The sequence below is a fragment of the Pseudomonas sp. Xaverov 83 genome, from assembly GCF_019352905.1.
In the GTDB taxonomy this organism is placed as follows: Bacteria; Pseudomonadota; Gammaproteobacteria; order Pseudomonadales; family Pseudomonadaceae; genus Aquipseudomonas; species Aquipseudomonas yamanorum.
Map to the genome: position 1 here is coordinate 119,118 of NZ_JAAAFU010000083.1, position 25,891 is coordinate 145,008.

The 25,891-nt window shown below is 61.9% G+C and carries 21 protein-coding genes and 1 pseudogene; 9 read left to right on the plus strand and 13 right to left on the minus strand.

The features are described from left to right. Positions 1 to 164 precede the first annotated feature (164 nt). Entirely contained in the window at positions 165 to 1,112 is a 948-nt protein-coding gene (locus K0H47_RS27865) for an AraC family transcriptional regulator (protein WP_219273954.1), read from the plus strand. Here K0H47_RS27865 and K0H47_RS27870 read toward each other — a convergent pair. Beyond that, complete coding sequence (locus K0H47_RS27870) at positions 1,082 to 1,891, minus strand: aminoglycoside phosphotransferase family protein (RefSeq protein WP_219273955.1); 810 nt, start codon at positions 1,889 to 1,891, stop codon at positions 1,082 to 1,084. The two genes, K0H47_RS27865 and K0H47_RS27870, sit on opposite strands and share 31 nt — an antisense overlap. 224 nt (positions 1,892 to 2,115) lie before the next feature. Between K0H47_RS27870 and K0H47_RS27875 the strand changes: the two genes are divergently transcribed. Both K0H47_RS27875 and K0H47_RS27880 read left to right on the plus strand, forming a co-directional pair. Further along, positions 2,116 to 3,072: a nucleoside-specific channel-forming protein Tsx gene (locus K0H47_RS27875; protein ID WP_093209005.1), complete on the plus strand. Its 957-nt coding sequence runs from the start codon at positions 2,116 to 2,118 to the stop codon at positions 3,070 to 3,072. A 20-nt stretch (positions 3,073 to 3,092) separates the two neighbouring features. After that, positions 3,093 to 4,130, plus strand: coding sequence for a purine nucleoside permease (locus K0H47_RS27880; RefSeq protein ID WP_063029317.1), 1,038 nt, complete (start codon positions 3,093 to 3,095; stop codon positions 4,128 to 4,130). Between the two features lie 108 nt (positions 4,131 to 4,238). Here the strand turns inward: K0H47_RS27880 and K0H47_RS27885 are convergent, their stop codons facing one another. The 3 genes from K0H47_RS27885 to K0H47_RS27895 all read right to left on the minus strand — a co-directional run bounded on the left by K0H47_RS27885 (position 4,239) and on the right by K0H47_RS27895 (position 6,256). Then, positions 4,239 to 5,198 carry a zinc-binding alcohol dehydrogenase family protein gene (locus K0H47_RS27885; RefSeq protein WP_063029315.1) on the minus strand — a complete coding sequence of 320 codons (960 nt, stop codon included), beginning with the start codon at positions 5,196 to 5,198 and terminating at the stop codon, positions 4,239 to 4,241. Positions 5,199 to 5,228: 30 nt separating this feature from the next. Then, positions 5,229 to 5,402: a DUF1427 family protein gene (locus K0H47_RS27890; protein WP_081253131.1), complete on the minus strand. Its 174-nt coding sequence runs from the start codon at positions 5,400 to 5,402 to the stop codon at positions 5,229 to 5,231. 89 nt (positions 5,403 to 5,491) lie between these two features. Further along, positions 5,492 to 6,256 carry a helix-turn-helix domain-containing protein gene (locus K0H47_RS27895; protein ID WP_177026374.1) on the minus strand — a complete coding sequence of 255 codons (765 nt, stop codon included), beginning with the start codon at positions 6,254 to 6,256 and terminating at the stop codon, positions 5,492 to 5,494. 116 nt (positions 6,257 to 6,372) lie between these two features. On the opposite strand from K0H47_RS27895, the gene K0H47_RS27900 reads away from it, so the two are divergent. Together K0H47_RS27900 and K0H47_RS31225 are read left to right on the plus strand one after the other, a co-directional pair. Next, positions 6,373 to 6,615 (plus strand): DUF6555 family protein, encoded by a 243-nt coding sequence (locus K0H47_RS27900; RefSeq protein ID WP_218263529.1) that lies wholly within the window; start codon positions 6,373 to 6,375, stop codon positions 6,613 to 6,615. 27 nt (positions 6,616 to 6,642) lie between these two features. After that, positions 6,643 to 6,729 (plus strand): annotated as a pseudogene (locus K0H47_RS31225) (outer membrane lipoprotein carrier protein LolA); the annotation flags it as partial. 11 nt (positions 6,730 to 6,740) lie between these two features. On the opposite strand, the gene K0H47_RS27905 reads toward K0H47_RS31225, so the two are convergent. From K0H47_RS27905 to K0H47_RS27915, 3 genes are all read right to left on the minus strand, one after another. After that, positions 6,741 to 6,911, minus strand: a complete 171-nt coding sequence (locus K0H47_RS27905; protein WP_008437063.1) for a metallothionein — start codon at positions 6,909 to 6,911, stop codon at positions 6,741 to 6,743. A gap of 92 nt (positions 6,912 to 7,003) precedes the next feature. Beyond that, positions 7,004 to 7,459, minus strand: a complete 456-nt coding sequence (locus K0H47_RS27910) for a DMT family transporter (protein ID WP_003208100.1) — start codon at positions 7,457 to 7,459, stop codon at positions 7,004 to 7,006. Positions 7,460 to 7,463: 4 nt separating this feature from the next. Further along, a complete protein-coding gene (locus K0H47_RS27915; protein WP_076016275.1) occupies positions 7,464 to 7,949 on the minus strand; it encodes a DMT family transporter in 486 nt (161 codons plus the stop codon). 118 nt (positions 7,950 to 8,067) lie between these two features. On the opposite strand from K0H47_RS27915, the gene K0H47_RS27920 reads away from it, so the two are divergent. From K0H47_RS27920 to K0H47_RS27930, 3 genes are all read left to right on the plus strand, one after another. Then, positions 8,068 to 9,000 carry a LysR family transcriptional regulator gene (locus tag K0H47_RS27920; RefSeq protein ID WP_017479862.1) on the plus strand — a complete coding sequence of 311 codons (933 nt, stop codon included), beginning with the start codon at positions 8,068 to 8,070 and terminating at the stop codon, positions 8,998 to 9,000. 138 nt (positions 9,001 to 9,138) lie between these two features. Then, positions 9,139 to 9,510: a type II toxin-antitoxin system Phd/YefM family antitoxin gene (locus K0H47_RS31230; protein ID WP_231988837.1), complete on the plus strand. Its 372-nt coding sequence runs from the start codon at positions 9,139 to 9,141 to the stop codon at positions 9,508 to 9,510. Beyond that, positions 9,507 to 9,884, plus strand: a complete 378-nt coding sequence (locus K0H47_RS27930; protein ID WP_063029307.1) for a type II toxin-antitoxin system VapC family toxin — start codon at positions 9,507 to 9,509, stop codon at positions 9,882 to 9,884. The genes K0H47_RS31230 and K0H47_RS27930 overlap by 4 nt, the downstream gene beginning before the upstream one ends. Positions 9,885 to 9,894: 10 nt before the next feature. Here the strand turns inward: K0H47_RS27930 and K0H47_RS27935 are convergent, their stop codons facing one another. Together K0H47_RS27935 and K0H47_RS27940 are read right to left on the minus strand one after the other, a co-directional pair. Next, on the minus strand, positions 9,895 to 11,214 hold the full coding sequence (locus K0H47_RS27935) for an Nramp family divalent metal transporter (RefSeq protein ID WP_219273956.1): 1,320 nt from the start codon (positions 11,212 to 11,214) through the stop codon (positions 9,895 to 9,897). Between the two features lie 41 nt (positions 11,215 to 11,255). Beyond that, complete coding sequence (locus tag K0H47_RS27940; RefSeq protein ID WP_219273957.1) at positions 11,256 to 12,809, minus strand: DUF726 domain-containing protein; 1,554 nt, start codon at positions 12,807 to 12,809, stop codon at positions 11,256 to 11,258. A gap of 181 nt (positions 12,810 to 12,990) precedes the next feature. On the opposite strand from K0H47_RS27940, the gene K0H47_RS27945 reads away from it, so the two are divergent. Then, positions 12,991 to 13,392: a RidA family protein gene (locus K0H47_RS27945; protein WP_219273958.1), complete on the plus strand. Its 402-nt coding sequence runs from the start codon at positions 12,991 to 12,993 to the stop codon at positions 13,390 to 13,392. Here the strand turns inward: K0H47_RS27945 and K0H47_RS27950 are convergent. The 4 genes from K0H47_RS27950 to K0H47_RS27965 all read right to left on the minus strand — a co-directional run bounded on the left by K0H47_RS27950 (position 13,382) and on the right by K0H47_RS27965 (position 25,586). Then, complete coding sequence (locus K0H47_RS27950; protein ID WP_242488240.1) at positions 13,382 to 14,278, minus strand: LysR family transcriptional regulator; 897 nt, start codon at positions 14,276 to 14,278, stop codon at positions 13,382 to 13,384. The two genes, K0H47_RS27945 and K0H47_RS27950, sit on opposite strands and share 11 nt — an antisense overlap. A 116-nt stretch (positions 14,279 to 14,394) precedes the next feature. Next, entirely contained in the window at positions 14,395 to 14,700 is a 306-nt protein-coding gene (locus K0H47_RS27955; protein ID WP_093208979.1) for an XRE family transcriptional regulator, read from the minus strand. Next, positions 14,693 to 14,887, minus strand: coding sequence for a hypothetical protein (locus K0H47_RS27960; RefSeq protein WP_177026371.1), 195 nt, complete (start codon positions 14,885 to 14,887; stop codon positions 14,693 to 14,695). The genes K0H47_RS27955 and K0H47_RS27960 overlap by 8 nt, the downstream gene beginning before the upstream one ends. Positions 14,888 to 15,053: 166 nt before the next feature. Beyond that, positions 15,054 to 25,586 carry an autotransporter-associated beta strand repeat-containing protein gene (locus K0H47_RS27965; protein WP_374106796.1) on the minus strand — a complete coding sequence of 3,511 codons (10,533 nt, stop codon included), beginning with the start codon at positions 25,584 to 25,586 and terminating at the stop codon, positions 15,054 to 15,056. Positions 25,587 to 25,891: the final 305 nt, after the last annotated feature.

Consider the following 25,891-nt stretch of genomic DNA (forward strand, 5'->3'; position numbering starts at 1 on the left):
GCCCTGGGCCGGACAAACGACTGGCGGATGCCCGGCTGATACTTTTTTAACCGCGCCCGCCTGGATCAAAAAAGTATCAGTGGCGGGCAAAACCCGGGGTAGCGGCTGCTTGGCCAAAGGGCGTATTTTGGTGCCATTCCAAAAAGCCCAAAAGGGCCAAACCCATGCCTGCAAGCCGATCCGCCCTTTTCGAGCAGCGCCCCGCCGAGCTGGAAGTGATTCTTGCCGAGCCCGAGCATGGCTTTCGCTGGTACGAACATGACTATCCGTTCGAACTCGCCCGCTGGAACCATCACCCCGAATTCGAAATCCACCTGATCCGCCAGGGCAGCGGCAAGCTGGTGGCGGGTGACTATATCGGTGCGTTTGGCGCCGGCCATGTGGCGCTGATCGGCCCCGACCTGCCCCACGACTGGATCGGCGACCTGGCCCCGGGCGAATACCTGACGGGGCGCGATGTGGTGTTGCAGTTCGACGGTGCGGCGCTGCTGGCCCTGCGCAACACGCTGCCTGAGCTGGGCGACCTGCAAGGCCTGTTTGACCGGGCCCGGCGCGGCCTGGAGTTCACCGGCGAGACGGCACTGAAGGCCGCGCAACTCCTCGAATCCATCGGCCCCGCCCAGGGGCTGGCGCGCCTGATTCTGTTCATCCAGTTGCTGCACACCTTGATGCAGGCGCGGTCGGGGGAAGCCCATTGCCTGGCCAGTGCCTGTTACACGCCAAGCCTGGACGCCCGCAGCTCGGAGCGCATCCACAAGGCTTTCGACTACCTGATGACGGAATTGACCGGCGACCTGCGGTTGTCGGTGATCGCCCAACGACTGGACATGAGCGAGCCGGGCTTCTCGCGGTTTTTCAAACGTGTCACCGGCCACGGTTTTATCGACCTGATGCGCAAGTTCCGGGTGCAGCGCGCCTGCCGACTGTTGCTGCAAAGCGAAATGTCAGTGGCCGATATCTGCTTTGAAGTGGGCTACGCCAACCTCTCCAATTTCAACCGGCACTTTCGCATCGAGATGAACCAGACACCCAGCGAGTATCGCAGGGAGACGGCGATGTACCTGTTCAACCGCAACGGTGATCAGGCGCTGCCGTTTACCAAGGCGCACTGAGCCAGGCGTGCCACTTCCAGCTCCCTATCGGCGCGGTGTCGCTGGTCATCCTCCAGAAACCACGCCGCCGACAAGCCGGCGTGCGCCACCACCCATTGCAACAGGCGCTGGCGCTCCAGGCCCGCGGCTCCGGCGATGATCTCGACCTGGCGTGCAAATCGCGCCGGATCGGTGCAAGTGGGCAAATCCGGATTGCAGATCAAATTCGCGTAGTCATAGCCGCGCTCGCCGGTCACCCGCTTGGGATCAATCGCCAGCCAGCCCCGGGGGCCGAAATCGAGGATGTTGTCGTGGTGCACATCACCGTGCAGCACCACCGGTTCCTGAGGTGAAGCCAGCAGGCTGCGGGCCGTGGCGGCACACTCGCGTATCCGCCCGCCTTTGCCCTCAGCGGCGAGCCACAGGGAGCGGAACCAGTGCTCCAATGAGTGCAAGCCCGCCGGTGGCGACGAGCGCGGGGCATGCAACAACGCCACGGTGGCGCAGGCAATGCGGCTGGCTTCATCGTCCTGGCCGTTGAGGGCCATGTGCATCAGCGAACCCGGGCCTGTTGCGCGCTCCATCAGCACCGCATCGCCGTCATGCAAAAACACTCGGGCAGCGCCCTCGCCGGCCCACCAGGTCATCAACTCGCCGCCGAGCTTTTCCTCAGGCTCGCGGGCGATCTTGAGCATCGCCGGCTGCCCGTCCCAGCGCACCGGCAGCAGGTCGCTGCCGGGGGTGATGATGGCGTCACCCTCGGGTGTCAGGTTCCAGCGTTTCAAATAGTGATCGAACATCGGACGACTCCCAGTGCGAGGTCCCGCAGGATGCCACAGTCGCGTTCATCAGCTCCGTTACGTTTCTGACCATAAGGCCGACTAAATCGCACTTTTCTCAATTCCTTCATGCAATTGACACAAATTGGTACAACCTGTGCAAACGTTTGCGGAACGAACCTGGACACCAGGTTCACCTCAACCCGAGGAATCGGGCCACAACCGCGTAAGAACAGGGATTTTCAATGCAACCCACTTCCAGACGGCCCGTGTCGGCCACCCCTTTTGCTGTTTCCCTGCTACTGGCTACCGTTACGGGAGTACTCAGCGCACCCATTTTGGCGCAGGAAAAACCCTCCGATGACTCAGCACAGGGCGAAACCCTGGCCCCGGAAGCCAGCCCCTCAAAAAAAGGCGTGTACCTGTCGGACTGGTTCAATCAGGACCTGACGGTGATCGGCAGCAAAGACATCAGCTTCGGCCCCAAACCCGCGGATGACGTGTACCTGGAGTACGAATACTTCGGCCGCAAGGGCCCGTTCGAACTGTATGGCTACGTCGACATCCCGAAGATCTTCGGCATCGGCAACAGCAATGACAAAGGTGCGTGGGACCACGGTTCCCCGGTGTTCATGGAGCACGAGCCGCGTATCTCCATCGACTATCTCGCCGGCCGCAGCCTGGCCATCGGCCCGTTCAAGGAATGGTATGTAGCGTTTGACTGGATCTACGACCACGGCAGCAACAAGGACAACCGCGCCAACACCTTGTACAGCGGCCTGGGCACCGACATCGAGACCCACTCGCGGGTCAACCTGTCGGCCAACTTCTACGGCCGTTACCAGTGGGAAAACTACGGCGCCAGCAACGAGTATTCGTGGGACGGCTACCGTGCACAGATGAAATACATCGTGCCCATCGGCAGCTTCGACAATGGTGCGTCGCTGACCTATATCGGCTTCACCAACTACGATTTCGGCTCGGACCTGCACAAAGACAACCCTGCGCGCACCGCCAACGCCCTGGTTGCAACAAACGTGCTGTTGTATTCGTTCACTCACCTGCGTTTCACCCTGGTCGGCCGCTACTTCCACAACGGCGGCAACTGGGAAGACGGCAGCGAGCTGAACTTTGGCGACGGTAATTTCCGCGCCCGCTCCAACGGCTGGGGTTACTACGCCGGCGTGGGCTATCAATTCTGAGTGTGAACAAGGAGCAGTAGATGAAGACCTTTACCCGCCTTTCAATCGCCATCGGCCTGGCCGCCGGGGCGCTGTTGCCGCAGGTCGTGCTGGCCGATGCACCGGCCCCGATCAAGCCCAAGGTGATGCTGATCACCATGTTCGCCCCCGAGGCGCAGAACTGGATCGACCGCCTGGAGCTCAAGCAGGAAGTTCGCGTGCCGGGCTTGTCGGCCGAATATCCGGTGATCCGCTGCAACACTCAGGACGTGTGCCTGCTGGTGACCGGCATGGGCCAGACCAACGCCGCCGCCTCGACCCTGGCACTGGCGTTGTCGCCCAAATTCGATCTGCGCCAAAGCTACTTCCTGATTGCCGGGATTGCCGGGATCAACCCGCACCACGGCACCATCGGCACCGCCGCGTGGGCGCATTACCTGGTGGAATTCGGTACCCAGTGGGAACTGGATTCACGGGACGCGCCGAAGGATTGGCCGACCGGCTATATCGGCATCAATACCAAGGGGCCGAACGAGAAGCCGCCACTGGACTACAAGACCGAAGTGTTCGAGCTCAATCCCAAGCTGCAAGCCAAAGCGTTTGCGCTGTCGCAGAAAGTCGAGCTCAGTGAAAGCAAGGAGTCCACTGCCTGGCGCAAACACTATCCGTATGCGCCGGCCAATCAGCCGCCGCAGGTCACCCAGTGCGATACCCTGGCGGGCAATACCTGGTTCTCCGGGACTCGTCTGAGTGAGCGCGCCGAGGTCTGGACCAAGCTGCTGACGGACAATAAGGGCGTGTACTGCACCACCCAGCAGGAAGACAACTCCACCTACGAAGCGTTGCTGCGCGCCAGCCGTGAAGGGTTGGTGGATATCAAGCGGTTGGCGGTGGTGCGGGCAGGTTCCGACTTTGATCGGCCGTACCCGGGCTACAGCGAAGTGGACAACCTGTTGAAGTACGCGGACCAGGGGGGTTTTGTGCCGGCGCTGGAAAACCTGTACCGCACCGGTAATCCGCTGGTGCAGGCAATTCTGAAGAACTGGTCGGCGTGGGAAAAAGGCGTTCCCGAAGCCTGAATAAAGATCAAATGTGGGAGCGGGCTTGCTCGCGAATACGGTGTGTCAGCCAATACATTCGGCACTGATCCACCGCTCCCACACAAGCCCGCGCCCACAATGAGCGGGTCAGGGCAGGAAGATAATCTTGTCTGCACTGCCCTGGTTCACTTCCTCAAAGCACTTCACACCGTCGGCCAGCGACACTTCCCGCAAACCCGTCGGCAGCGGCAGCAAATCCTCATCGAAGAACCGCCCGAATTGCTCCAGCATCACGGCGCATTGCTCGCAGTTGTAGAGCAACGAATTGATCCCCACCACCGAACCACCCTTGCGGTACAACGCCAGGGCCGGCAGTTGCACGTGCCCGTCCACCGGCGCGGCAATGATTGCGATACGGCCAAAAGGTGCCAGGGCCGCCACCGCGGCCGGCAGCCAGAAACCGGTGGTGTCAAAGATCACATCGGCGCCCGTACCGAACAGCGCGTTGACCTGCCCTCCCAGCGCTTCCGGCTGGCCCAGTAAAAGCCCCTCGAAACCCTGATCGCGCAAGGCCTCGACCTGTTCCGGCCGACGCACGGCCCCGAGCACCTGGGCCCCACGGATTTTCGCCAGGGCCAAAGCCGCACTGCCTACGGCACCGTTGGCACCAATCACCAGCAAACGCGTGCCTTTAGTTACACCACTGCGCTCAAGGGCGTCCCACGCCGTGGTGTACGGCACGCCGAGACTGGCGGCCTGGGCAAAGCTCAAATGGCTGGGCTTGTGCGCCACGCCCTTGGCCGACACGGTGAGGTACTGGGCGTGGGAACCGTCAGCGAAAAAGCCCAGGTCGCGACCGGTGCCCCAGACTTCCTGGCCCACCAGTGCCTGCGGGCCGTCCACCACCACCCCGGCAAAGTCCCGCCCGGGAATGCGTGGCAACGTGGTGTAGGGAAAACGCCCGAGCACGTTCTTCACATCGCTGGGGTTCAACCCGGCGGCCTTGATTTGCACCAGGACTTCACCCGCTGCCGGCACCGGGGTGGCGACGTCGACGTAAGCGAGGGCAGCGAGATCGCCGGTGGCGGAAAATTGCAGTGCTTTCATGGCCAATATCCATCGAGGTTAAAAAGGGTTTCAGGAGAACCAGGCGCTGAACATTTGCCGGCCCATGGGCCAGAGCTTCTCGCCCATCAACATGCCCATCAGCCCGACCAGGGCGATGGCGGGAGGCGCGGGCGAGCGAAAGTCCAGGGCACCGTAAATCACGCCGACCAACAGGCCGATGGCCAGCGAAATCAGGTAATTCATGGAACACTCCGCAGCAAGGGTTGATGCGGTCAGTGTAGGGAAGCCAAATCCGAAGCATCGGCCAACTGCTTCAGGATTTCGGCCAAGCCTCAGACGGGATACTGCGACGGCGCCATCCCCAGTTCGCGGCGAAACATGTCGCTGAAACTGCTCGGCGAATACCCCAGGGAACGGGCGATAGCGCTGACCGGCTGGCCCTGGATCAACTCGGCCACGGCAGTGGCCAACTGCACCTGGCGGCGCCACTCGGCAAAGCCCATGCCCAGACTGTTCTGAAACAGCCGGGCCAGGGTACGTACGCTGGCACCGGCCGCTTCGGCGTGCTGTTCGAAAGGAATGTCCAGGGAAGGCGACGCCATCACCGCCTGGCAGGCACTCGTCAGGCGTCGGTCGGCGCCCACGGGCAAGGCAATGCGGATCGGCGAGCGCCGGGCCCGTTGCAGTTCCAGCAAGGCCAGGCCGACCACGGCCTCGTAGTAGACCTGGTCACCCTGGTCGCCCTGCTCCACCAGCGCCACGATCAGTTCGCGCAGCAGCCCGCCGACCTCGATCACTTGCACCTGGCTGTCCAGGGTCGCCGCCAGCGCCGGGCGCAGGTAGATGTTGCGCATCTGCAAGTCCGACACCACACGAATCCCGTGCTCGACACCTGGCGGCAGCCACACCGCGCGCTGGGGCGGCACCACCAGCGCTTCCTGGGGTGTCTCGACCCACATCACGCCGCTCATGGCGTAAAGCAACTGGCCCCAATCGTGCTGATGGGGCTCGACGTACAACCCGCGTGGGTAGGTACGCGCCAAGGGTTGCACGGGGACGGCGTGGTTGCTGAGGTCGGGCGGCGCGGCAAGGGCCATGGAGGGCACATCATTCAGGGCTGGAGAGCCATGATAAGACCTGCGGCGGATAATCCGAGTGAATTTTTACCGCGTCAGGAGGGTCACTTAAAGACACAGGGAGGGTTAACGGATCCATGACTAACGCAAAACTTTTCGTGATCGACTACACGCTGCATGGCCAGCCCAAGTCGTTCATCATCCGTCTGGAAAAACTCGACAACGCCGAAGCCTGGCATTGGGCAAGCTGCGATGCCGGTGTAGGCCGTATCGGGCGCTTTGCCCGGGAGCAGGTGAAGAAGACGAGCCAGCCCCAGGCCGAGAAATTCGGCATCCAAAACGTGCAATGGCGCCGCTCGGATGCGCGCCCCACCGCCTGAAAACCGCTTGAACCTGTAGGAGCGAGCTTGCTCGCGAAGGTCGTTAACGATAACGCGGGGCATCTGGTGCCCCGCGCCGCTCTCAGGTTTTTCGCGAGCAAGCTCGCTCCTACAGGCCGTCCGCGTTAGCCATGTGCCGACTTGGCACACTCGCACCCGGTCGCAGAAGCACAAGGCTCACCATGGGCATGATGCTCGGCGCAGCCTTGGCAGCAATACCCCTTGCCATCCTTCATCACCGCGTTTTTCCCCAACTGACAATTGCAGTGGGGGCAGGCGCATGTTTTCTCTTGCATGATCAGACTCCTGTTTCGTGGTCGTCCAGATGCGGCGAACGCCGGCACCTCAAGCAGTGACTACAGGCAATCATTCAAGGTTCAAAGGCCCTTCAGTCAGCCCGACGAGCGTTGCTGCGATACATGAACACCAGGGCCAGCGCCAGGCAGAGCATCGCCACGATCCGGCTGCCGGACAGTTCGATCGCCGGGTTGCCCAGCCAGCCAAAGTTGTCGATCAACATGCCCATGCCCAACTGCCCGACAATCACCGCCACTGTCGCCACCGCCGTGCCGACAATCGGTACCGCGCCAACCATCACCATCATGTACACCACCCCGAACAACGCCCCGGTCAGTTGCCACTTCGGCACGTCCAGCAGGCTGACTGCATGGGCTGGCTCGAAGAACAGAATCAGCAACCCGGTACTGATCGCGCCCACCACAAAGGTCAGCAGACTGCTGCGCAATACGCCCACCGCCTGTCCGAGGCGGCCGTTGATAGCGGCCTGCACACTCAACACCGCACCGGCGGCCACCACCAACACCAACAACAGAATCAGATTCATCGCCTTAACCTCGTGCAATCAGAACAAGTGCCACCACAATCAACGCCAGTGCAATCCAGCGCTCAACGTTGACCCGCTTGCGGGCAGTGCCAAACCAGCCGAAGTGGTCGATCAACACGCTCTTGCCTACCTGGCCCGACAAAATCGCAATCATGGTCATCGCGATGCCGATATGTGGCGTAGCCAGGGTCAACACCACCACGTACATCGGCCCCAGGAAGCCGCCAATCAGTTGCCAGCGCGGCAGATCGGTCAACGCCGGGCCCTTTTGTGGACCGCTGAACAGCAACAGCAAAAACAGGATCGCCGAGCCGACGCCGAAGATGCTCAAGGTCGCCCACAAGTGCCCCACCTGCACACCCAGCGGGCCCAGCAAGCCGGCCTCAACCGACAAACCCATGCCGGCGAAAATCACCAGCGGCAACAGCAACAACCGAAGAAACGTCTTGGGCCTGGCCTGAGCCACACCCGCCACTGAAGAAGCCTGCATACATCACCTGCGCGTTAGAGAGAGGAACAATGGCGTGCATTATCCGGTGGCGCTGCTGTGCGATAAATGGGAGCATGCCGACAACACCTTTGCGCAATGCGCACAGCATGGAGTCATGATGCAGGGCTTGAACGAACTGAGTTTCAAGGCGCTTCGCCTGTTTGTCGCAGTACTGGACTACGGCAGTTTCTCCGAAGTCGCACGCCGTGAAGGGCTGGCACCCTCCTCCATTTCCCGGCAAATCCAGTTGATGGAGCAGGCCCTTGGCCAACAGTTGCTGTACCGCCACACTCGTGCGGTCAGCCCTACCGAAGCCGGGCGCCTGCTTGGGCATCATGCGCGGTTGATGCTGGAGCAACTGGAAGTCGCCGGCCAGGCATTGCAGGAACAGGAAAGCGAACCCAGCGGCCTGGTGCGTATCAATGCGCCGATGGTGTTTGGCCAGCGCCATCTATCGCCGTGGCTTGGGGAGTTGTGCAGGCGTTATCCGAAGCTGCAACTGGATATCCAGCAAACCGACACCTACGTCGACCCGCTGCAAGACGGCACCGACCTGCTGTTTCGCATCGGCGTGCTGAACGATTCCGGCATGCAGGCGCGAATCTTCGCCCCGCAGCGCTTCCGCCTTGCGGCCAGCCCCGGCTACCTGGAACGTTTCGGTACACCGCGCCATCCGGACGAACTGGTGAACCACCAGTGCCTTGCCTACAAGGGCGTCACCGGCCAACAACGCTGGTTCTTCCGCCGCGACCAGGACGACTGGACGTCCTACAGCGTCAAGGGCCCGATCACCGGCAACCACGCCGACACCCTGACCCACGCCGCCGAGCAGGGCCTGGGGCTGGTGGTGTTTCCATCCTGGTTGATCGGCGAAGGGCTGCGTGCCGGCACGCTGCAGGCGGTGCTGACCGACTATGAAGTTGCGACGACCCTGGAGCCGCAACAGATTGCGGCGCTGTGGCCGGGCAGTCGGCGGCTGTCGTTGAAGGTGCGGACGGTGATCGACTACTTCGTCGAGTGTTTTGGGGCAGTGCCGTACTGGGACCGTTGAGTAACCGTGGGAAACTATTCGGCCCGCACTGTCGGGAAAAGTCCCCCCTTAAGTAAGTCCGATCTGATTTTCCAAAACATGGGTCAAAAACCTCTTGCTCTCGGGCAGACTTCGACGAATTCCTTCAGGAGAGACGTCATGGATGCCAGTCATTACCCGTTCGGAAACCTACAATCGTCCCCGCAAAAATCACCTTCCACCAGCAGTCGGTTGATCTTTGCCTGCTTACGAAATTTTGGCTATATTTGGCCAAAACCTCGGGAAGACCAAATGATTACCGTACCGTTGGGTGAAGCAAAAAATAATTTATCAAAATTGGTCGATGATGCCGCCGCCGGCCAAATCATCACCATAGCCAAGCATGGGCGCGCGATGGCTCGCCTTGTTCCTGTCGGGAAACCGACAGGCCGGCGAATCGGCGCAATGAAGGGCAAACTGGTGGTGCCGGATGACTTTGATGCGCCATTGCCAGACGACATGCTGGATGCGTTTGAGGGAAACCACCCATGAGAATACTGCTGGATACCCATATCCTGCTTTGGGCCCTGAGCGATGATCCAAAACTGTCAGCGAAGGCCAGAAAGCTGATCGAGAACGCGGCTGAAATTTACGTCAGTGCCGCCACATTCTGGGAGCTGGCGATAAAGGTCGGGCTCGGGAAGCTCAACGTCAACCTGGACGAAATTCGCGAATACTGCCTGGAAAGCGGCTACGTGGAACTGCCCATAACCCCGGAGCATGCCATCGCGGTCAAGGACCTTGAACACCATCACAGGGACCCGTTTGATCGGCTCATCATTGCGACGGCTATCATTGAGCCGATGAAGTTAGTGACCGCCGACCCAATAGTGGCGAAATACACATCATTGGCCGTCTTGACGTAAATAACTTCGCTCAAAACAACCACTGCCCGATCAGCCAGGCATTCGCCCCGCTGATCACCACGAACAAACTCCAAGCCAACAGCCGCGTCGGCACACTGTTCACGAACGGCCCCATCAGGCGCTTGTCCCCCGTCATGCGGATCAGCGGGTACAACGCAAATGGCAACTGCAGGCTCAATACCACCTGGCTGAGGATCAACAGCTTGCCGATGGCATCGTCGCCCATCAGCCACACACCGAGGAACGCCGGGATCAGCGCCAGGCCACGGGTAATCAGGCGTCGCTGCCAACAGGGAATGCGCAGGTTGAGATAGCCTTCCATGATCACCTGCCCGGCGATGGTGCCGGTGAACGTGGAGCTCTGGCCAGAAGCCAACAGCGCAATACCAAACAGCACACTGGCGAAGGCACCACCCACCAGCGGGTCGAGCAGGTGATAGGCGTCCTGGATTTCCACCACGTCGGTGTGACCGGTCTGGTGGAAAGCGGCGGCGGCCAGTATCAGGATCGCCGCATTGACCAGCAGTGCCAGGGCCAGGGAACCGATGGTGTCGATACGCGCCAGTTTCACCGCGTCCTGGCGACTGGCCAAATCCTTGCCGAACAGGCGGGTTTGCACGATAGAGGTATGCAGGTACAGGTTATGGGGCATCACCGTGGCCCCCAGAATTCCGATAGCCAGGTACAGCGGTGCGGCATCGCTGATGGCGGACAGCGACGGGGTGAACCCACGGAACACATCCGGCCAGTAAGGCTTGATCAGCACCAGCTCGATGAAGAAACACACGCCGATGGTCGCCACTAACGCCAGCATGATCGCTTCCAGCCGGCGGAAACCACGATTTTGCAAGGCCAGGATCAGCAACGTATCAAAGGCGGTGATAACAATCCCGGTGGTCAGCGACACCCCCAACAACAGGTGAAACGCCAGGGCGCAGCCGAGGACTTCAGCGAGGTCGGTGGCGATGATCGAGATTTCCGCGAGGATCCACTGCACAAATGACGAACGCCGGCTGTAGCGCTCGCGGCTCAGCTGCGCGAGGTCCTTGCCGGTGGCGATACCCAGCCGCGAGCACAAACACTGCACCGCCATCCCCGCCAGGCTCGCCAGCAACACCACAAACAACAGGTTGTAGCCGTAGCGCGAACCGGCCTCGATGGCGGTGGCCCAGTTGCCCGGGTCCATGTAGCCGATGGAGATCAGCAAACCGGGGCCGGCGAACTTCAGCACGCGCTTGAAAAACGACGCACGGGGATCAACGACGATGGAACCGGCGACTTCCGGCGGGCAGAACGGTGCAGTAGCGATTTTGGGCAGGCTGAATTTCACGCGGGGTACCAGGCTTTCACACAAGACGTGAACGCAGCTTATCAGTCAGACGCGACGGTACGCATCACCGTCTCCCGGGGCAGATCAAATGCCTCTACCACCTGGACCACCAGATCCATCTCCTGGTTCAGTGCCTCACGCTCCAGACGCTCGCGAATCACCCCGATCACCAGCACCGCCAGGGTGGTGATGGAATATGCCGGGCCGGAAAACGCCCGCACGCCGGAGACCAGCAGCATCGCCGCCGCCAGCGCCTGCCCTACCACAGGAATGGCCGTGGCCGCGCCCCGGCGCAGGATAAACCCGGTCAACCCGGCCAACGCAGTGCCGCTCAGGGCGGTGGTGGCGGAACGTCCGACATCGAAACGACTGAAAAAGCCCTGCTCCTTTTGCGCCGCAGCCTGCAGTTCCGCCTCGAACACTTGCCGATCGGCCTGGCTGAGCTTGTCCTTGTATTGCTCGATCAGCCGCTCGGCGACCTGCAGTTCCAGATCCGCCAGGGCCACCTTCTCGATCGGTTCATCAAACTTGATACCCACCCGCTGCGCGACGTCCTGGGCGATTTCGCGATAGCTCACGCCATGCCCCCGGGCCAGGTTCATAAAGGTATCGCCGCCCATGCGCTGCAACTCGATGGCCAGCTTCAAGGGTTCGCGCACTGTGGCGTCGATCGAGGCACTGCGCTTTTGCGCCATCAGCTCAGCGAAGAACTTCAACTCCTCCGGCCGCGCCTGCACCAGCAGCGGGAACAGGTCGACATCCTCTTCGGCAAAGCGCACTTCAGGGCTACGCTGATCGGCGCGGATCATGCCCCGGCGCTCCTGCAGCAGGTCGGTGTACTGCACCACTGTCTTCAACTGCGGCCAGTAAGCGGCATGGTCAAAAGTGGCCAGGTGCACATTCGCGACCTTGGCCTTGAGCGCGGGTGTCAGCGGGATGGCATAACGGCCGATGCAACGCTCGGTGTCGGGCTTGAGCGCCAGCGCCCAATCCTTGCTCGAATGGCAGTTGATCACCCGTCCCTTGAGCGGCGCCGACACCAGGTCCCAAGGGCTGGACGTACAAATCGCGCCGCCCATCAGCAACAGGTTGTTCAGCTGCAATTCACGCGCCACTTCGGGGCTGGCCAGCAGGCTCTTGACCAGGAGCCGCGCGCCCAGGGAATGGCCGATCAGGTTGATCTGCCGCACCTTGATCGACTCGCCGTGCAGGTACTTGGCCAACTCGGGCAGCAGGCTTTTAGCGACCTCATCCACCCGCGCCTCGACGCTTTTGTAGTGGTCGAGGAAATAGGCAATCGCCTTGCCCACCCCGATGGTCGCCGCACCCAGGGCGCCACCGCCGAGCATCGAAGCGATCACATCCTTGAACGGTGCAAACAGGTTTTCCAGGAAGTGCCCCGCCGGCCAGAACAGCATCAGGTTGGTAGAGCCTTCGATGGTTGCCAGCTGCCGGGAGAAATTGCCCAGTTGCTGCTGGTTGAAGAACGCCGAATAACCGTGCACGTAGAGATTGAGCACCTCCCCTTGGGGCTCGCCACACAACACAAACGTGGGCTTGCGGGTACGGTGCATTTCATCCCACTGGTGTTGCATGTGGCGGTGACTCCTGGCGACGACGGAGGGCGATAGTAACAAAGGGCGGGCTGCGGGAATGTGAAAAACTGATACTCGGACTATCCATATTCCTGCACAGTGATGACAGAAAACGTGGATTTTGTTCGCAGATTCAGTCCATTAACCTTTGTCGGGTCAACCACTGAAACCGAGGAACACCATGAGCAAGCCCGAATTTTTCATCACACCCGGTTACGGCGACATTGCACGGGAAACCCTGCATTACGCCCAGGCCGTAAAAATCGGAAACCGTGTCGAAACCTCGGGCCAGGGCGGCTGGGATGACCAGTTTCAGATTCCCGAATCCCTCACTGACGAGATCGCCCTGGCCTTTCACAACCTGGATCGCACCCTGGCAGAAGCAGGTGCCGGCTGGGAGTATGTGATCCACGTCAACTCCTACCACGTGGGCGGTTTTCCTCCCGAGGTGAACGAGCAGATGGTCAAGTGGTACCGCCATTACATGCCCAATCACGCGCCGATCTGGACCGAACTGGGGGTGGAGGCCCTGGGACTGCCAGCGATGCGTATTGAAATCCGCGTGACGGCGATTATTGCCTGACGCCGAACCGCTCGATCACCCAGTCGATAAACACCTTCAGCCGGGCGTTCTGATGTCGATTGGGTGGGTAGATGATGTGCAACGGGGCGGCGGGCCGAGTCCAGTCCGCCAGCACCGGGACGAGTTGGCCAGTCTCGACGTAGTAATCAACGATGGACTTGAAATGCTGTCCGACGCCCAGGCCAGCGAGCAGCATTTCCTTGAGGCCATTGCCTTCGTTGGTCGAAAAGGCGCACTGGCCTACCTCGTACCGAGTCGTGCCTTGCTCGAAAATCAACGGTTCCGGCTTGCCCGATCCGGCAAAAAAATAGCCGGCCTTGAGGTGGTTTTTTTCGAGGTCTTCGGGAGACTCGGGCGTACCCATGCGTTCCAGGTAGCCCGGCGCAGCGCAAGTGACATATTCCAGGTCCGCAACCTTGCGGCCGATCATGGCCATATCATCCAGCTTGCCAACCCGCAGCACGCAATCCACACCCTCCCCCACGATATTCACGGCGCGGTCGCTGATGCCCAGGGCGATGGTGATGTCGGGATACTCGCGATGAAAATCCACCAGCGCAGGAATCAACAGGCAATTGGCAAAGGACGCCGGCGCATCCACCTTCAGGTGACCACTGGGCTTGAGCTTCTGCCCGCGCAGGGCGTTGTCCAGTTCATCCAGTTCTGCCACCAGGCACAGCGCATGGTTGTAGTACTCCAATCCTTCCGGCGTCGCCGCCAACGCACGGGTGGTGCGGTGCATCAACTTGACGCCAAGGTGCTTCTCCAGGTCGGTGATGAGTTTGCTGACAGTGGAGCGCGGCAGTGCCAACTGGTCGGAGGCGCGGCTGAAGGAGCCGGTTTCGACGACACGGACGAAGGCACGCATGGCGAGGAGTTGGTTCATGGCGATGGCCGATAGGGCGAAAATGCCAAGTATTGTCTATAAAGCTGCACAATGGCGACAGGTATTCAGATAACAAAAAAACCGGCACAGGGCCGGGCGTTGACGGAAAAACTGACTCAGTTGGCAAAGTTTTCGATCTTTACCTGGCCATCAGGAAACGTGGCGACAATCTCCAACTCCCCTCCCATGGCACGAATGTAGTTACGCAGCGTGCTGATATACATGTCGGTGCGACGTTCCATTTTGGACACTGCCGCCTGGTTGATATTCAGCGCCTTGGCCAACGTGTCCTGGCTCATCTGTTGCGCCTTGCGCAGTTCATGCAGAGGCATTTCTTTCAGGTGCTGCTGGAGGATGCGCTCTGCATCGGCCCGAGCTTGCGGTGTCATGCGAGCCTGAAGCTCACTGAATTTTTTAGCCATGGTGACGGCCCTCTTTACGCAGTGTTTCCAAATGTTCGTCATACAAGGTCTCAGCCAGCGGGACGTATTCGTCATACCAGCGGCCTCGTCCTGTTTTGTCCCCGCCTATCAGCAATAAGGCACCCTTCGTATCCAGATCGCCCCACCGGCCTCCAAACTCGTCCGTATATTCAACGTCCCAACTCATGCAAATATTCCGTCCATGGAATATAAACTCAAGTGCATAACTGTAGAAGCCTGAGGGGCACACAGCCTCCCGTTTTCCCCGGGAAAGTGTTTGTAGATTATTCCCGCACGATTATCCGCCCATAAAAAAACCGCCCTTTCGGGCGGTTGAAGAGACTCGGTCTTGATCAGAAACCGAGGGAGAAACTGATGGTCATCGCATGGTCCTTGTCGTTGCGCGAGACCTGGCCGGAGTAGCCCAGGCCCAGCTTGCCGTTGGGGCTGATCTGATAGTCGATGCCGGCTTCCAGCACGGCGCTGTCCTTGGCAATCGGCACACCTTGGGTACTGAATGAAGTTCCACCGCCGTTGATAAAGCTCAGGTCGGCATCCGGCTTGGTATCACCAAAGGCATGACGCCAGCCGATGCTGCCCCGCGGTGTGATTTTCGAGCCGTTGCCCAAAGTGATGGTCTGGCCGGCACGCAGGCCCAGGGTGGAGAAGGTGACGTCTTGATCGGCATCACCGCGCAGGGCAGCCGAGCCGCCCTTCTCCTTGATGGTGTCGCTGTCGTAGTTGACGTAGGCCAGGCCGGCGAACGGTTCCAGGGCGACGCTGCCGGTTTGAATGGTGTAGCCGACTTCACCGAACACTTGCGCGCTGCGCGCCTTGTAGTCGGCCTTCAGGCGTTGACCCACACCACCCACCGCTACGTCGCGCTTGCTCTCGATGTCGTGCCAGCTGTAGGCCACGCCCATCCGTGCGGCGAACGCTTCCTGCTGGTACGCGGTGTAGGCCATCAGGTGATAGCTGTCGACGTCGGCGCTGGAGTTGCGGTGCTTGGCGTCGAGGTCGCTGCGGGTGTAACCGGCGGCAACACCGGCGCGCCAGGCGTCATCCAGTTGTTTATCGGTACCCAGCAGGAAGCCACTGAGGTTGCGATCCAGGTTGGCGGTGTTGCTGTCGCCGCCCATATGCCCCCAGGTGCCCAGCACACGTGCCCAGCCGACCATTTCGCCTTGGCAACCGGCGCTGCTCAGCTGGTTTTCGCTCGGTGCCAGGCTGCTGCGGGGATCGTCCTTACGGTAGCAGCCGGGTTGGCGCAGGCGCTCATTGACCGCATCACGGATGTAACGCGAGTCTTCGAGCAAGGCGCTGGCGGTACTGGCGTGGATTTCCCCCGACAGGTTGTCGAACGCGGCGCGAGCCCCGGCGACGCTGCCGTTGAGCAGTGCGTTTTGCACCGCCGCACCGCCCACCGCTGCGCCACTGCCCAGTGCTGCCGCTACCGCCCGCTGATTGCCGGTGGCCGCCACGCTGGCGTAGCTGACATTATTGCGGCTGACCGCCAGCGCAACCTGGTTCGGGCTGTAGCTGAGCGCGGTATTGAGGAACGCCAGGTTCTCAAGGTTGGTGGTAGCGAACGTTCCGGTGACCCCGCCGTCGGCGGTCAACAAGGTGTAGGTAGTTGGCCCGGCATACGGCGCCAGGTTGACCACATTCAGCGTGCCCGCCAGGTCCGCCGTGCCGCCTACCGCCAGGGCCCCGGCAGCCGATGGGGTGATAACCAGGTTCAGCGCGCCATCGGTGGCGTTGGTGAAGTTGCCGGCGACGCTCAGCTTGCCACTGTCCGGGGCCACCGCACCGTGGTTGACCAGCGAACCAACGCTGCCATTGCCCGTCAGCCCGGCACCGTTAGCCACGGTGACCTGCCCACCGAACACTGCATTTGGATTGGCCGCGTTGCCGACTTGCAACACGCCCTGATCCACCGCCACCGTCCCGCTGAACGGCTGGTTGCCGGTCAGCAGCAGGGTACCCGCACCTTGCTTGACCAGCGCACCGGTACCGCTGAGCACTCCGTTGAATTGACCGCTGCTCAGTTGCGTGAACAGCAAGCGCGCGTTGTTGCGGATATTGCCCCGCAGGCTGGTGGTGTTACCGGCCAAGGTCCCGCCACTGACGGTGGTGCCGCCGGTGTAGGTATTGGCGCCCGTCAGCACCAGGGTACCGGCATCCAGCTTGTTGATGCCGCCCGTGCCCACCAGCGGCGCATCGATCTGCGTGGTCACGCCAGCGTTGACCCGTGCTGCGGCCAAGCTGCCGTCCGGCGCATTGGTCGGGCTCAGGCTGCCGCCTGCACCGGCCACCAGCGAGTAGCCCGGATCGAGGAACTGCAGACCGGTGAAGCCCTGATTACCCTCCACTGTCACGGTCCCGCCCTGCCCGCCAAACACTGCGAACTGGTTGGTTGACGCCTGGCCCTGGGTGCCGTTCGGATCGGTCCAGTTGGTGCCCGGGCCCCACGTCCCGCTGCCGCCGGTGATCGTGCCGTCAGGATTGGTGGTGCCGCCGTTCCAGAACTGGACTTGCCCCGGCGTGGTTTGCACCAGCAGGTTGACCTGATTGGCCAGCGCGGTTTGCAAGGTCAGCGCGCCCGGCAGGATGCCCGAAGGCAGCGTGCCGTAAGCCAGGCCGTTGTCGGTCAGGCTGCCGCCGTAGCGGAACAGTTGGTAAACCCCGGTGCCGAAGCCGCCGGCGTCGGTGACGTTCAGCGTGCCGTCCAGGGTCAGGTTGCCGGCCACATTCACCACCGAGGTAGAAGCGCCCGGCGCGCCGAGGCTGAAGTCCAGGTTGGTCCCCGACGACAAGTTGAGACCGCCTACCGACAACGGGGTGCCGCCAGTGCCTGCGGTCAGGGTCGAGCCGTTCGCCAGGGTGACCGTACCCGCCAGTTGGCCCGAACCGCCCAGGGAGGCGCCACTGCCCACCAGCACATTGGCGCTGTTCAACGTGCCATTGACCAACAGGCCGCCGGCGTTGACGTTGGTATCGCCGGTAAAGGTGTTGTTGCCACTGAGCAGCAGGTCGCCGGTACCGTTTTTGTTCAGCACGCCGGCGCCAGTGAGGTTGCCGGTGTAGGTGCCATCCGCCGCCTGTTCGAAGGTCAGGGTCGCATTGTTGGCGATCGCGCCCTGCAGGCTGCTGGTGTCACCCGAAGTGATACCGCCGTTCAAGGTGGTGCCGCCGCTGTAGGTGTTGGCACCGGTGAGCAGTAGTGAACCATTGCCGTTTTTCACCAGGCTGCCAGTGCCACTGATGACGCCACCGAGGGTGGTGTCTTGAGTGCCCGCGAGGCCCAGTTGCGCACCGAGGTTGATCCCATTATTGAGCTGCAACGCCGCCGTGCTGTCGAGTACTGAATTGCCGGTAACACCCAGGGCACCACTGCCCAAGGCATTGTTATTGCCGAGGATCAGCGTGCCTGCCGCCAACTGCGTCCCGCCGCTGAAGGTGTTGTTGCCATTGAGGGTCAGGCTGGCCGCACCGTTCTTGACCAGGCTGCCGCTGCCACTGACCACACCACCCAGGGTCAAGGCGTTGGACCCGGCGACATTCAAGGCGCCGTTCACAACCACCGCGTTAGCCAGGTTGACCGCCGTGTTGCTGTCCAGCGCGGTGCCGTTGGCCGTCGTCAATACGCCGGTGCCGAGTGCGCTGTCATTGCCCACCACCAGCTTGCCGCCATTGAGGGCAGTGCCGCCGGTGTAGCCGTTGGTGCCATTGAGTACCAAGGTGCCGGTGTCGTACTTGCCCAGCGTGCCGGCGCCGTTGATGGCCACGCCGATGGTGGCAGTGTTGTCAGGGTCGACACGAATCGCCGCATTCCCGGTGCCGCCATTGACCAGGTTCAACGCGCCCGCCGTGCCGTCCACCAGGCTGTAGCCGTCGGTGGCGAACTGCAGGCCGGTGATACTTTGTGTACCGTTGACCGTGACCGTGCCCGCCGTGCCCTGGAACACCGCGAAACTGTTGCCCCAGGCCTGATTGACGGTACCGTCCACATTGGTCCAGTTGGTCGTACCGGTGCCCCAGGTGCCGCTGCCGCCGTGAACGGTGCCGTCGCCCACCAGTTGGCCGCCGTCCCAGAACTGCACAGTGGTGTTCGGTGCCGTCACCAGCAGGTTGACCTGATTACCGACTGCCGTCTGCACCTGCAGATCCCCCGGCGTCACGCTGCCGGGCACCGCGCCGATCACCAGGCCATTGTCGGTCAAGCCGCCGGTGTAGTTGATGATGCGGTACACACCACTGCCGAAGCCGCCGATATCGCTGACGTTGAGGTTACCGTCGAGGGTCAGGTTACCGCCAACATTGATCAACGCATTACCGCCGCCGACGACCGGTGTACCCAGCCCGACATCCAGGTTGGAGTTACCCGACAACACCAGCGAGCCCACCGACAAGGTACTGCCGGTCGAGCCTGCCAGGTGCCCGCCATCGGCCACGGTGACGGCGCCGCCAAGGCTGCCGGTGCCCGTGAGCGTCGCGCCGCTGTTGACCGCGACATTGGCGCTGGCCAGGGAGCCGCTGACGTTCAGGGTGCCACCGTTGACGCTGGTGTCGCCGGTCAGGGTGTTGATGCCGCTGAGGGTCAAGGTACCGGTACCGAGTTTGTTCAGTTGCCCACCACCGTCGAGTACCCCGTCAAAGGTACTGCTCTGGTTGCCGCCACCCAGGCTGAGGATATTGCCGCCGCCGATCAGTGCGGTGCCGTTGCCGGTCAGGCTGCCAAGGCTGGCAGAAGCCCCGAGATTGAGCTGGGTACCGGCACCCAGGATCAAGCCGGCGTTATTGCCGAGCGCCGTCGCACTGGTGGTGGTCAGGCTACCGCCGAGTACATTGAAATTGCCGCTGAAGGCGTTGTTGCCGCCAAGGGTCAGGTCGGCTGCGCCATTTTTGGTCAGGGTGCCAGCGCCATCCAACACGCCGCCCAAGGTCAGGTTGTTGGTGCCGGTCACACTCAGGTTGTCGTTGACCGTGACGTTGTTGGCCAGCACCAGCGCCGAACTGTTGTCCAGCGTCGAAGGCCCGGCCACGGTCAAGGTGCCTGAGCCGAGTGCCGCTGCACCGCCGAGAGTCAAGGTACCGGCGTTCAGCGTGGTGCCGCCGGTATAGGTATTGGTGCCATTGAGCGTCAGGTTCGCCGCGCCGTTTTTACTCACGCCGCCTGCCCCGCTGATCACGCCGCCGAGGGTCAGGTCATTGCTGCCGGTAACGCCTAGGTTGGCATTCAGGGCGATGTTATTGGCCAGGCTCAACGCCGTGTTGCTGTCCAGGTTCGAAGCGCTTGCCACCGTCAAGTTACCCAGGCCCAGCGCCGAAGTGTTCCCCGCCGTCAGGGTCCCGGCGTTCAAGGTGATTCCACCGAGGAAACCATTGGCGCCATTCAGGACCAGATTGGCCGCGCCGTTTTTGGTCAGGCTGCCGGCGCCGTTGAGAGCGCCACCGAGGGTCAGGTCGGCCGTGCCGCCGACCCCGAGGTTACCGGCCAGGTTAATCGCGTTGTTCACGCTCACTGCAGTGGCCGAATCCAGCGTGGTGCCGTTCGCGGCATTGAGTGTGGCGCTGCCCAGTGCCGAATTCGACGCCAGGATCAGCCCGCCCGCGTTCAGCGCAACCGGACCGAGGAAGGCATTGTTACCACCGAGGGTCAGGTTAGCCGCGCCGTTTTTGATCAAGCCACCGACGCCGCCAATCACGCCATTGAGGGTCAGCGCATTGCTGCCGCCAACCGTCAAGTTGCCGAGCAGGCTCACTCCATTCGCCAGGGACACGGCGGTGTTGCTGTCCAGCGTGGTGCCGGACGAAGTGCTTAATTGTCCGCTGCCAAGGGCCGTGTTGCTGCCCACCACCAATGTCCCGCCTTGAAGCTCGGTGCCTCCGGTGTAGCTGTTGGCGCCATTGAGCACGAGGGTGCCACTGTCGAGTTTGGCCAGGGTGCCACTGCCGTCAATCCCCACACCGATCGTCGCGGTGGACCCCGGATCGACACGGATCGCGGTGTTGCCGCCAGTGCCGTTCACCGCCGTCAACTGCCCTGCCGCGCCGCTCACCAGGTTGTAGCCATCGGTAACGAATTGCAGCCCGGTGAACGATTGCCCGCCTACCACCGTCACGGTGCCCGCCGCACCCTGGAATACGCCGAAATCAGCCGCCCATGGCTGGTTGACCAGGCCATTGACCGAGGTCCAGTTGGTGCCGCCAGCCGTCCAACTGCCGGTGCCGCCGTCCACCACGCCGTTGGCGATAGTCTGGCTGCCATCCCAGAAGCGGATATTGGCGTTCGGCGCCGCCACCAGTACGTTCACCTGATTGCCCACCGAGGTTTGCACCACCAGGTCGCCGAGGCCGAAGCCCACCGGCACGCCGGTGACATTCAGGCCCAGGTCGGTCAGCGCCCCGGTGTAGTTGATCAAGCGATACACCCCGACGCCGAAGCCACCGGCATCGCTGACGTTCAGGTTGCCATCGAGGGTCAGGTTGCCGCCAACGTTGAGCAACGAGGTGGTGGACGGTGCGCCAAGCGCTACGTCCAGGTTGCCGCTGCCGGACATCACCAGCGAACCGGCCGACAGCGTATTGCCGCTGCTCAAGGCCAGGTGGCCGCCATTGTTGACGTTCAGCGCACCCAGTACCGAGCCGGTGCCGGTGAAAGTCGCGCCGGTATTGACGTTGACATTGGCACTGCCCAGCGAACCGCTGAGGTTCAAGGTGCCTGCGTTGACGTTGGTGTCGCCGGTGAGGCCATTGATGCCGGTCAGGTTCAGGGTGCCGGTGCCGACCTTGGCCAGGGCGCCGCTGCCACTCAGGCCGCCGTCAAAGGTGCTGGTGGAATTGAGGCCGCCCACCGACAGGGTGTTGCTTGCGCTGACCTGCACATCACCGCTGCCGGCAAGGGTTGCCAGGCTGGCATCGCTGCCCATGATCAGCGACGCGCCGGCGCTGACATTGGCGCCGGAGGTATTGCCCAGTGCGCCGGTACTGGCAGTAGTGACGCTGCCGGAAAGGATGTTCAAGGCGCCGGTAAAGGTGTTGGTGCCGCTGAGCGTCAGGTCTGCCAAGCCATTTTTGTTCAGGGCGCCAGCGCCGCTGATCACGCCGCCGAGCGCCAGATTGTTATTGCCGGCCACGTTCAAATCAGCGTTGAGGATGATCCCATTGTTCAGGGTCAGCGCCGCGCTGTTGTCCAGTGTGGAGGTGCCTCCCACGGTCAGGCTACCGCTGCCCAGCGCCGCACCGTTACCCAGCGTCAGGGTACCGGCGTTGAGGGTGCTGCCGCCGCTGTAGGTATTGATGCCGTTGAGGGTGAGATTAGCCGCACCGTTCTTGATCAACTGACCGGTGCCCCCGATAAGGCCGCCCAGTGTCAGGCCTTGAGTGCCGCCGACGGTGAGGTCGGCATTCAGGGCAATGCTGTTGGTCAGTGCTACCGGGGCATTGCTGTCCAGCGTCGCCGCGCCGTTGACTGCCAGGCTGCCGGTGCCGAGGGCCGCATTATTGCCGACGGTCAGCGTGCCGGCGTTCAACGAGGTGCCGTCGATAAACGTATTGACGCCGTTAAGGATCAGGTTGGCTGTGCCGTTTTTCACCAGGTTGCCGTTGCCGCTGATGACGCCGCCCAAGGTCAGATCCGCCGTACCGCCGATCGTCAGCGGGCCGGTCATGCCGATCTGGTTGCTCAGGCTGACGGCGGTGCTGGCGTCCAAACTGGTGTTGGCGGCGGTGGTCAACGCACCGCTGCCCAAGGCGTTGTTGGCGCCGACAATGATCTTACCGGTGTTGAGCGTCGTACCGCCCTGGTAGTTGTTGCTGCCGTTGAGGGTCAGGTCGGCCGCGCCGTTCTTGATCAAACCACCGATGCCGCTGACGTTGCCGCCGAGGGTCAGCGCATTGCTGCCAGCGAGGGTCAGGATGCCACCGAGGTTGACGGCATTGCCCAGGGTGGCGGCGGTGTTGGCGTCCAGGGTGGTGCCGTTGGACGCGTTCAGCGCGCCAGTGCCCAACGCAGTATTGGCGCCGACAATCAAGGTCCCGGCATTCAGCGCCGTGGTGCCGGTGTAGGTGTTGTTGCCATTGAGGGTCAGGCTCGAGGCGCCGGTCTTGATCAGGCCGCCCGCGCCGGCGATCACACCACCGAGGGTCAACGGGTTGGCCCCGCCGGCGGTCAGGTTGGCATTGAGGTTGATCGCATTGCCCAGGGACAACGCGCCAGTGCTGTCGAGGCTACTGGCGCCGCCCACCGTCAATGCCCCAGTGCCCAGTGCCGTGGCATTGCCCAGGGTCAGGCTGCCGGCGTTCAGGGTCGCGCCGCCCTGGTAGGTGTTGGCGCCGTTGAGGGTCAGGTTGGCCGCGCCGTTCTTGATCAGTTGGTTGGCGCCACTGAGCACGCCGCCCAGGGTCAAGGCGTTGCTGCCCGCCACGCTCAAGTCGGCGTTTAATGCGATGTTGTTGGCCAGGGTCACGTTGGCGCTGCTGTCCAGCGAGGCCGCACCCGCGACGGTCAGGTCACCGACGCCGAAGGCCGCGTTATTACCGGCGGTCAGCGTGCCCGCGTTGAGAGTTACGCCGTTGAGGAAAGTGTTGGCACCGTTGAGGACCAGATTGGCCGCGCCGTTTTTGGTCAGGCCGCCGCTGCCCGCAACGACGCCCCCAAGGGTCAGGCCGGCGGTCCCGCCAATGTTCAGGTTGCCGGTTACGCCGACGCCATTGGTCAGGGAAACATTAGTGCTTGCGTCCAGCGTGGTGCCGTCGGCCGTGTTCAAAATGCCGCCTGCACCCAGCGCCGTATTGGAGCCGACGATCAGCGAACCGGCATTGAGCATGGTGTTGCCGGTGTAGGTATTGGCGCCACCGAGGGTCAACGCCGCAGTGCCGTTCTTGATCAGGCCGGCCGCTCCGCTGATTGCGCCTGTGAGGCCCAGGGCCTGAGTGCCGCCGATGGTCAAGTCCGCCGCCATGAACACCGTGTTGGCCAGTATCACCGCCGTGGTGGCATCCAGGGTCGTGCTGGCGGCCGTGTTCAGGGCGCCGGTGCCCAGTGCATTGTTGTTGCCCACCAGCAGCGTGCCGGCGTTGAGCGTGGTAGGGCCGCTCTGGGTGTTGTTGCCTGTCACCGTCAGGGTCGAGGCGCCATTCTTGGTAATCCCTCCCACACCCGAGATCACACCCCCAAGGGTCAAGGCGTTGCTGCCGACCGTGGCCAGGTTGGCGTTGAGGATGATGTTGTTGTTCAGGGTGACATTGGCGCCGGTATCAAGATTGGCGCCGCCATTGACGTTCAGTACACCGGTACCCAGTGCGTTGTTATTACCTAATACCAACGTGCCGGTGTTCAGGTTAGAAGGGCCTGTAAAGGCCGTGTTGTTGCCATTTAGCGTCAGGGTGCCGCTGCCACTCTTGCTGAGCCCACCCGCCCCGTTGATCACGCCTCCCAGGGTCAAGGACCCGGCTCCGGTAGCCGTCATGGCACCGTTGAGGGTGATGAGGTTGTTCAGGCTGATGGTGCCCGGCGCACTCAACGACGCCGAACCCGCGAATGTCACAGAGCCGGTGCTGAAGGCTTGATTGTTGAGGACCTGAACCGAGCCGCCATTGATCGTGGTATTGCCGGCATAGGTATTGGCACCACTGAGGCTCAACTGCCCGGTACCGGCCTTGGTCAAACCACCACTCCCGGAGATCACGCCTCCCAGCGTCGAACCATTGGCCCCCTGAACCGTCAACCCGCCGCTGCCCAGGGAAATCAGGTTATTGAGGGTCAACCCGGCGTTGCTGGCCTGGATCACCCCGCCATTGGACGTCAGCACGCCCGTGCCGAACGACTGGGCGTTGTTGAACGACGCAACGCCACCGTTGAGGGTTGTGCTGCCGCTGACAAGCGGCCCTTGCAAGGTCCAGGTACCGCTGTTGACCGTCAGGTTGTTGAAGTTCACGTAGTTGGCGCTGGACGCCGTGCCCGCACCGCTCGTGCCACCGCCCACACCAATGGTGTTTTGCAGGATCAAAGAGTTGTTGCCCCCGGCCCCGCCATCAACTTGCCCGGTGGGCGCAAACGTCAGGTTCACGCCGATCAGGCCACCGAGGCTGAGCCCCACCCCGCCACCATTGGTGATGGTCGAACCGGTCACGGCGGTAAATGTGTTGCTGCTGGCCGCCCCCATGGAGACGCCACCGGAGATCGTCCCGGTGTTGATGAACGTGTTGCCGGTGCTGGACGTTTCGAAGGCCACACGTCCGGTCAGGGTGCCGTTGTTGACCATGTTGACCTGCGAGCCACCCTGCACCGCTACCACCGGCGTATCCGAAGAGAACAGCGTCAAGTTGAGCAACGCGTTCGAGCCGATAGTGCCGTTGTTGGTGATATTGGTGACGCCACCCGCACCGTTGACGACATTCATCGCCATGCCGGCGAGGCTCGTCAGGTTCAACCCGAGCACATCCCCAGTGCCCCTGATGATCCCGGTGAGGGTGTTGTTGATAGTGACGTTACTCGCCGCCGTATTCCCCAGCGTCACACCACCGCTCAACACAGTCACGAGGCCAAGCAGCGCCGGGTCGATGGTGCCGGAGTTATTGAGGGTCAGGTTATTGCCCGTGAGGTTGAGCACCTGGCCACCCAGGGTCGCGTTCATCTGCGCGCCGCTGTTGACGTTAACCGTCAGGCCGTTGACCGCACTGGCAAAGGTGTTCAAGAACAGCGGCAAACTCGGCACGCCGGTACAGGTGACCGTGGCGCCTGCCGTGGGACTTGCCGGCGAACAAGCAGCCATCGCCTGCGGGCTCGCCAAGCCTAGAACCAGGCCGGCAATACCGAGGCGAATAGCAAGATTAAGAGGAGAAATACGAGGTACAGCGGCAGCAGCAAGTCTTCTTTCCACGTGAAACTCCTTGTGGTCAAAGCCTTTCATCCATGAATGCGTAGAAGCCCAAATACAGATCCAAACACGCATCGACGTCGAAATACCTGACCGTGGTGACAACTGATCCTGTTTGTCACAACGTTAGCCGCGTGCATAAAACTCATTGAAATAAATGGTATTAATACTTTGGCGAGTGCCGCCCAGAAACCGGACGACGTCCAATGAACGCGGAGTTGAACGCTCTGAGCCGCGCAAAAATTCAGATTTCACCACGCAAAAAAGCGCTCTAATAACGCCCTGTTGATTCAGCAAAACGATCCTGG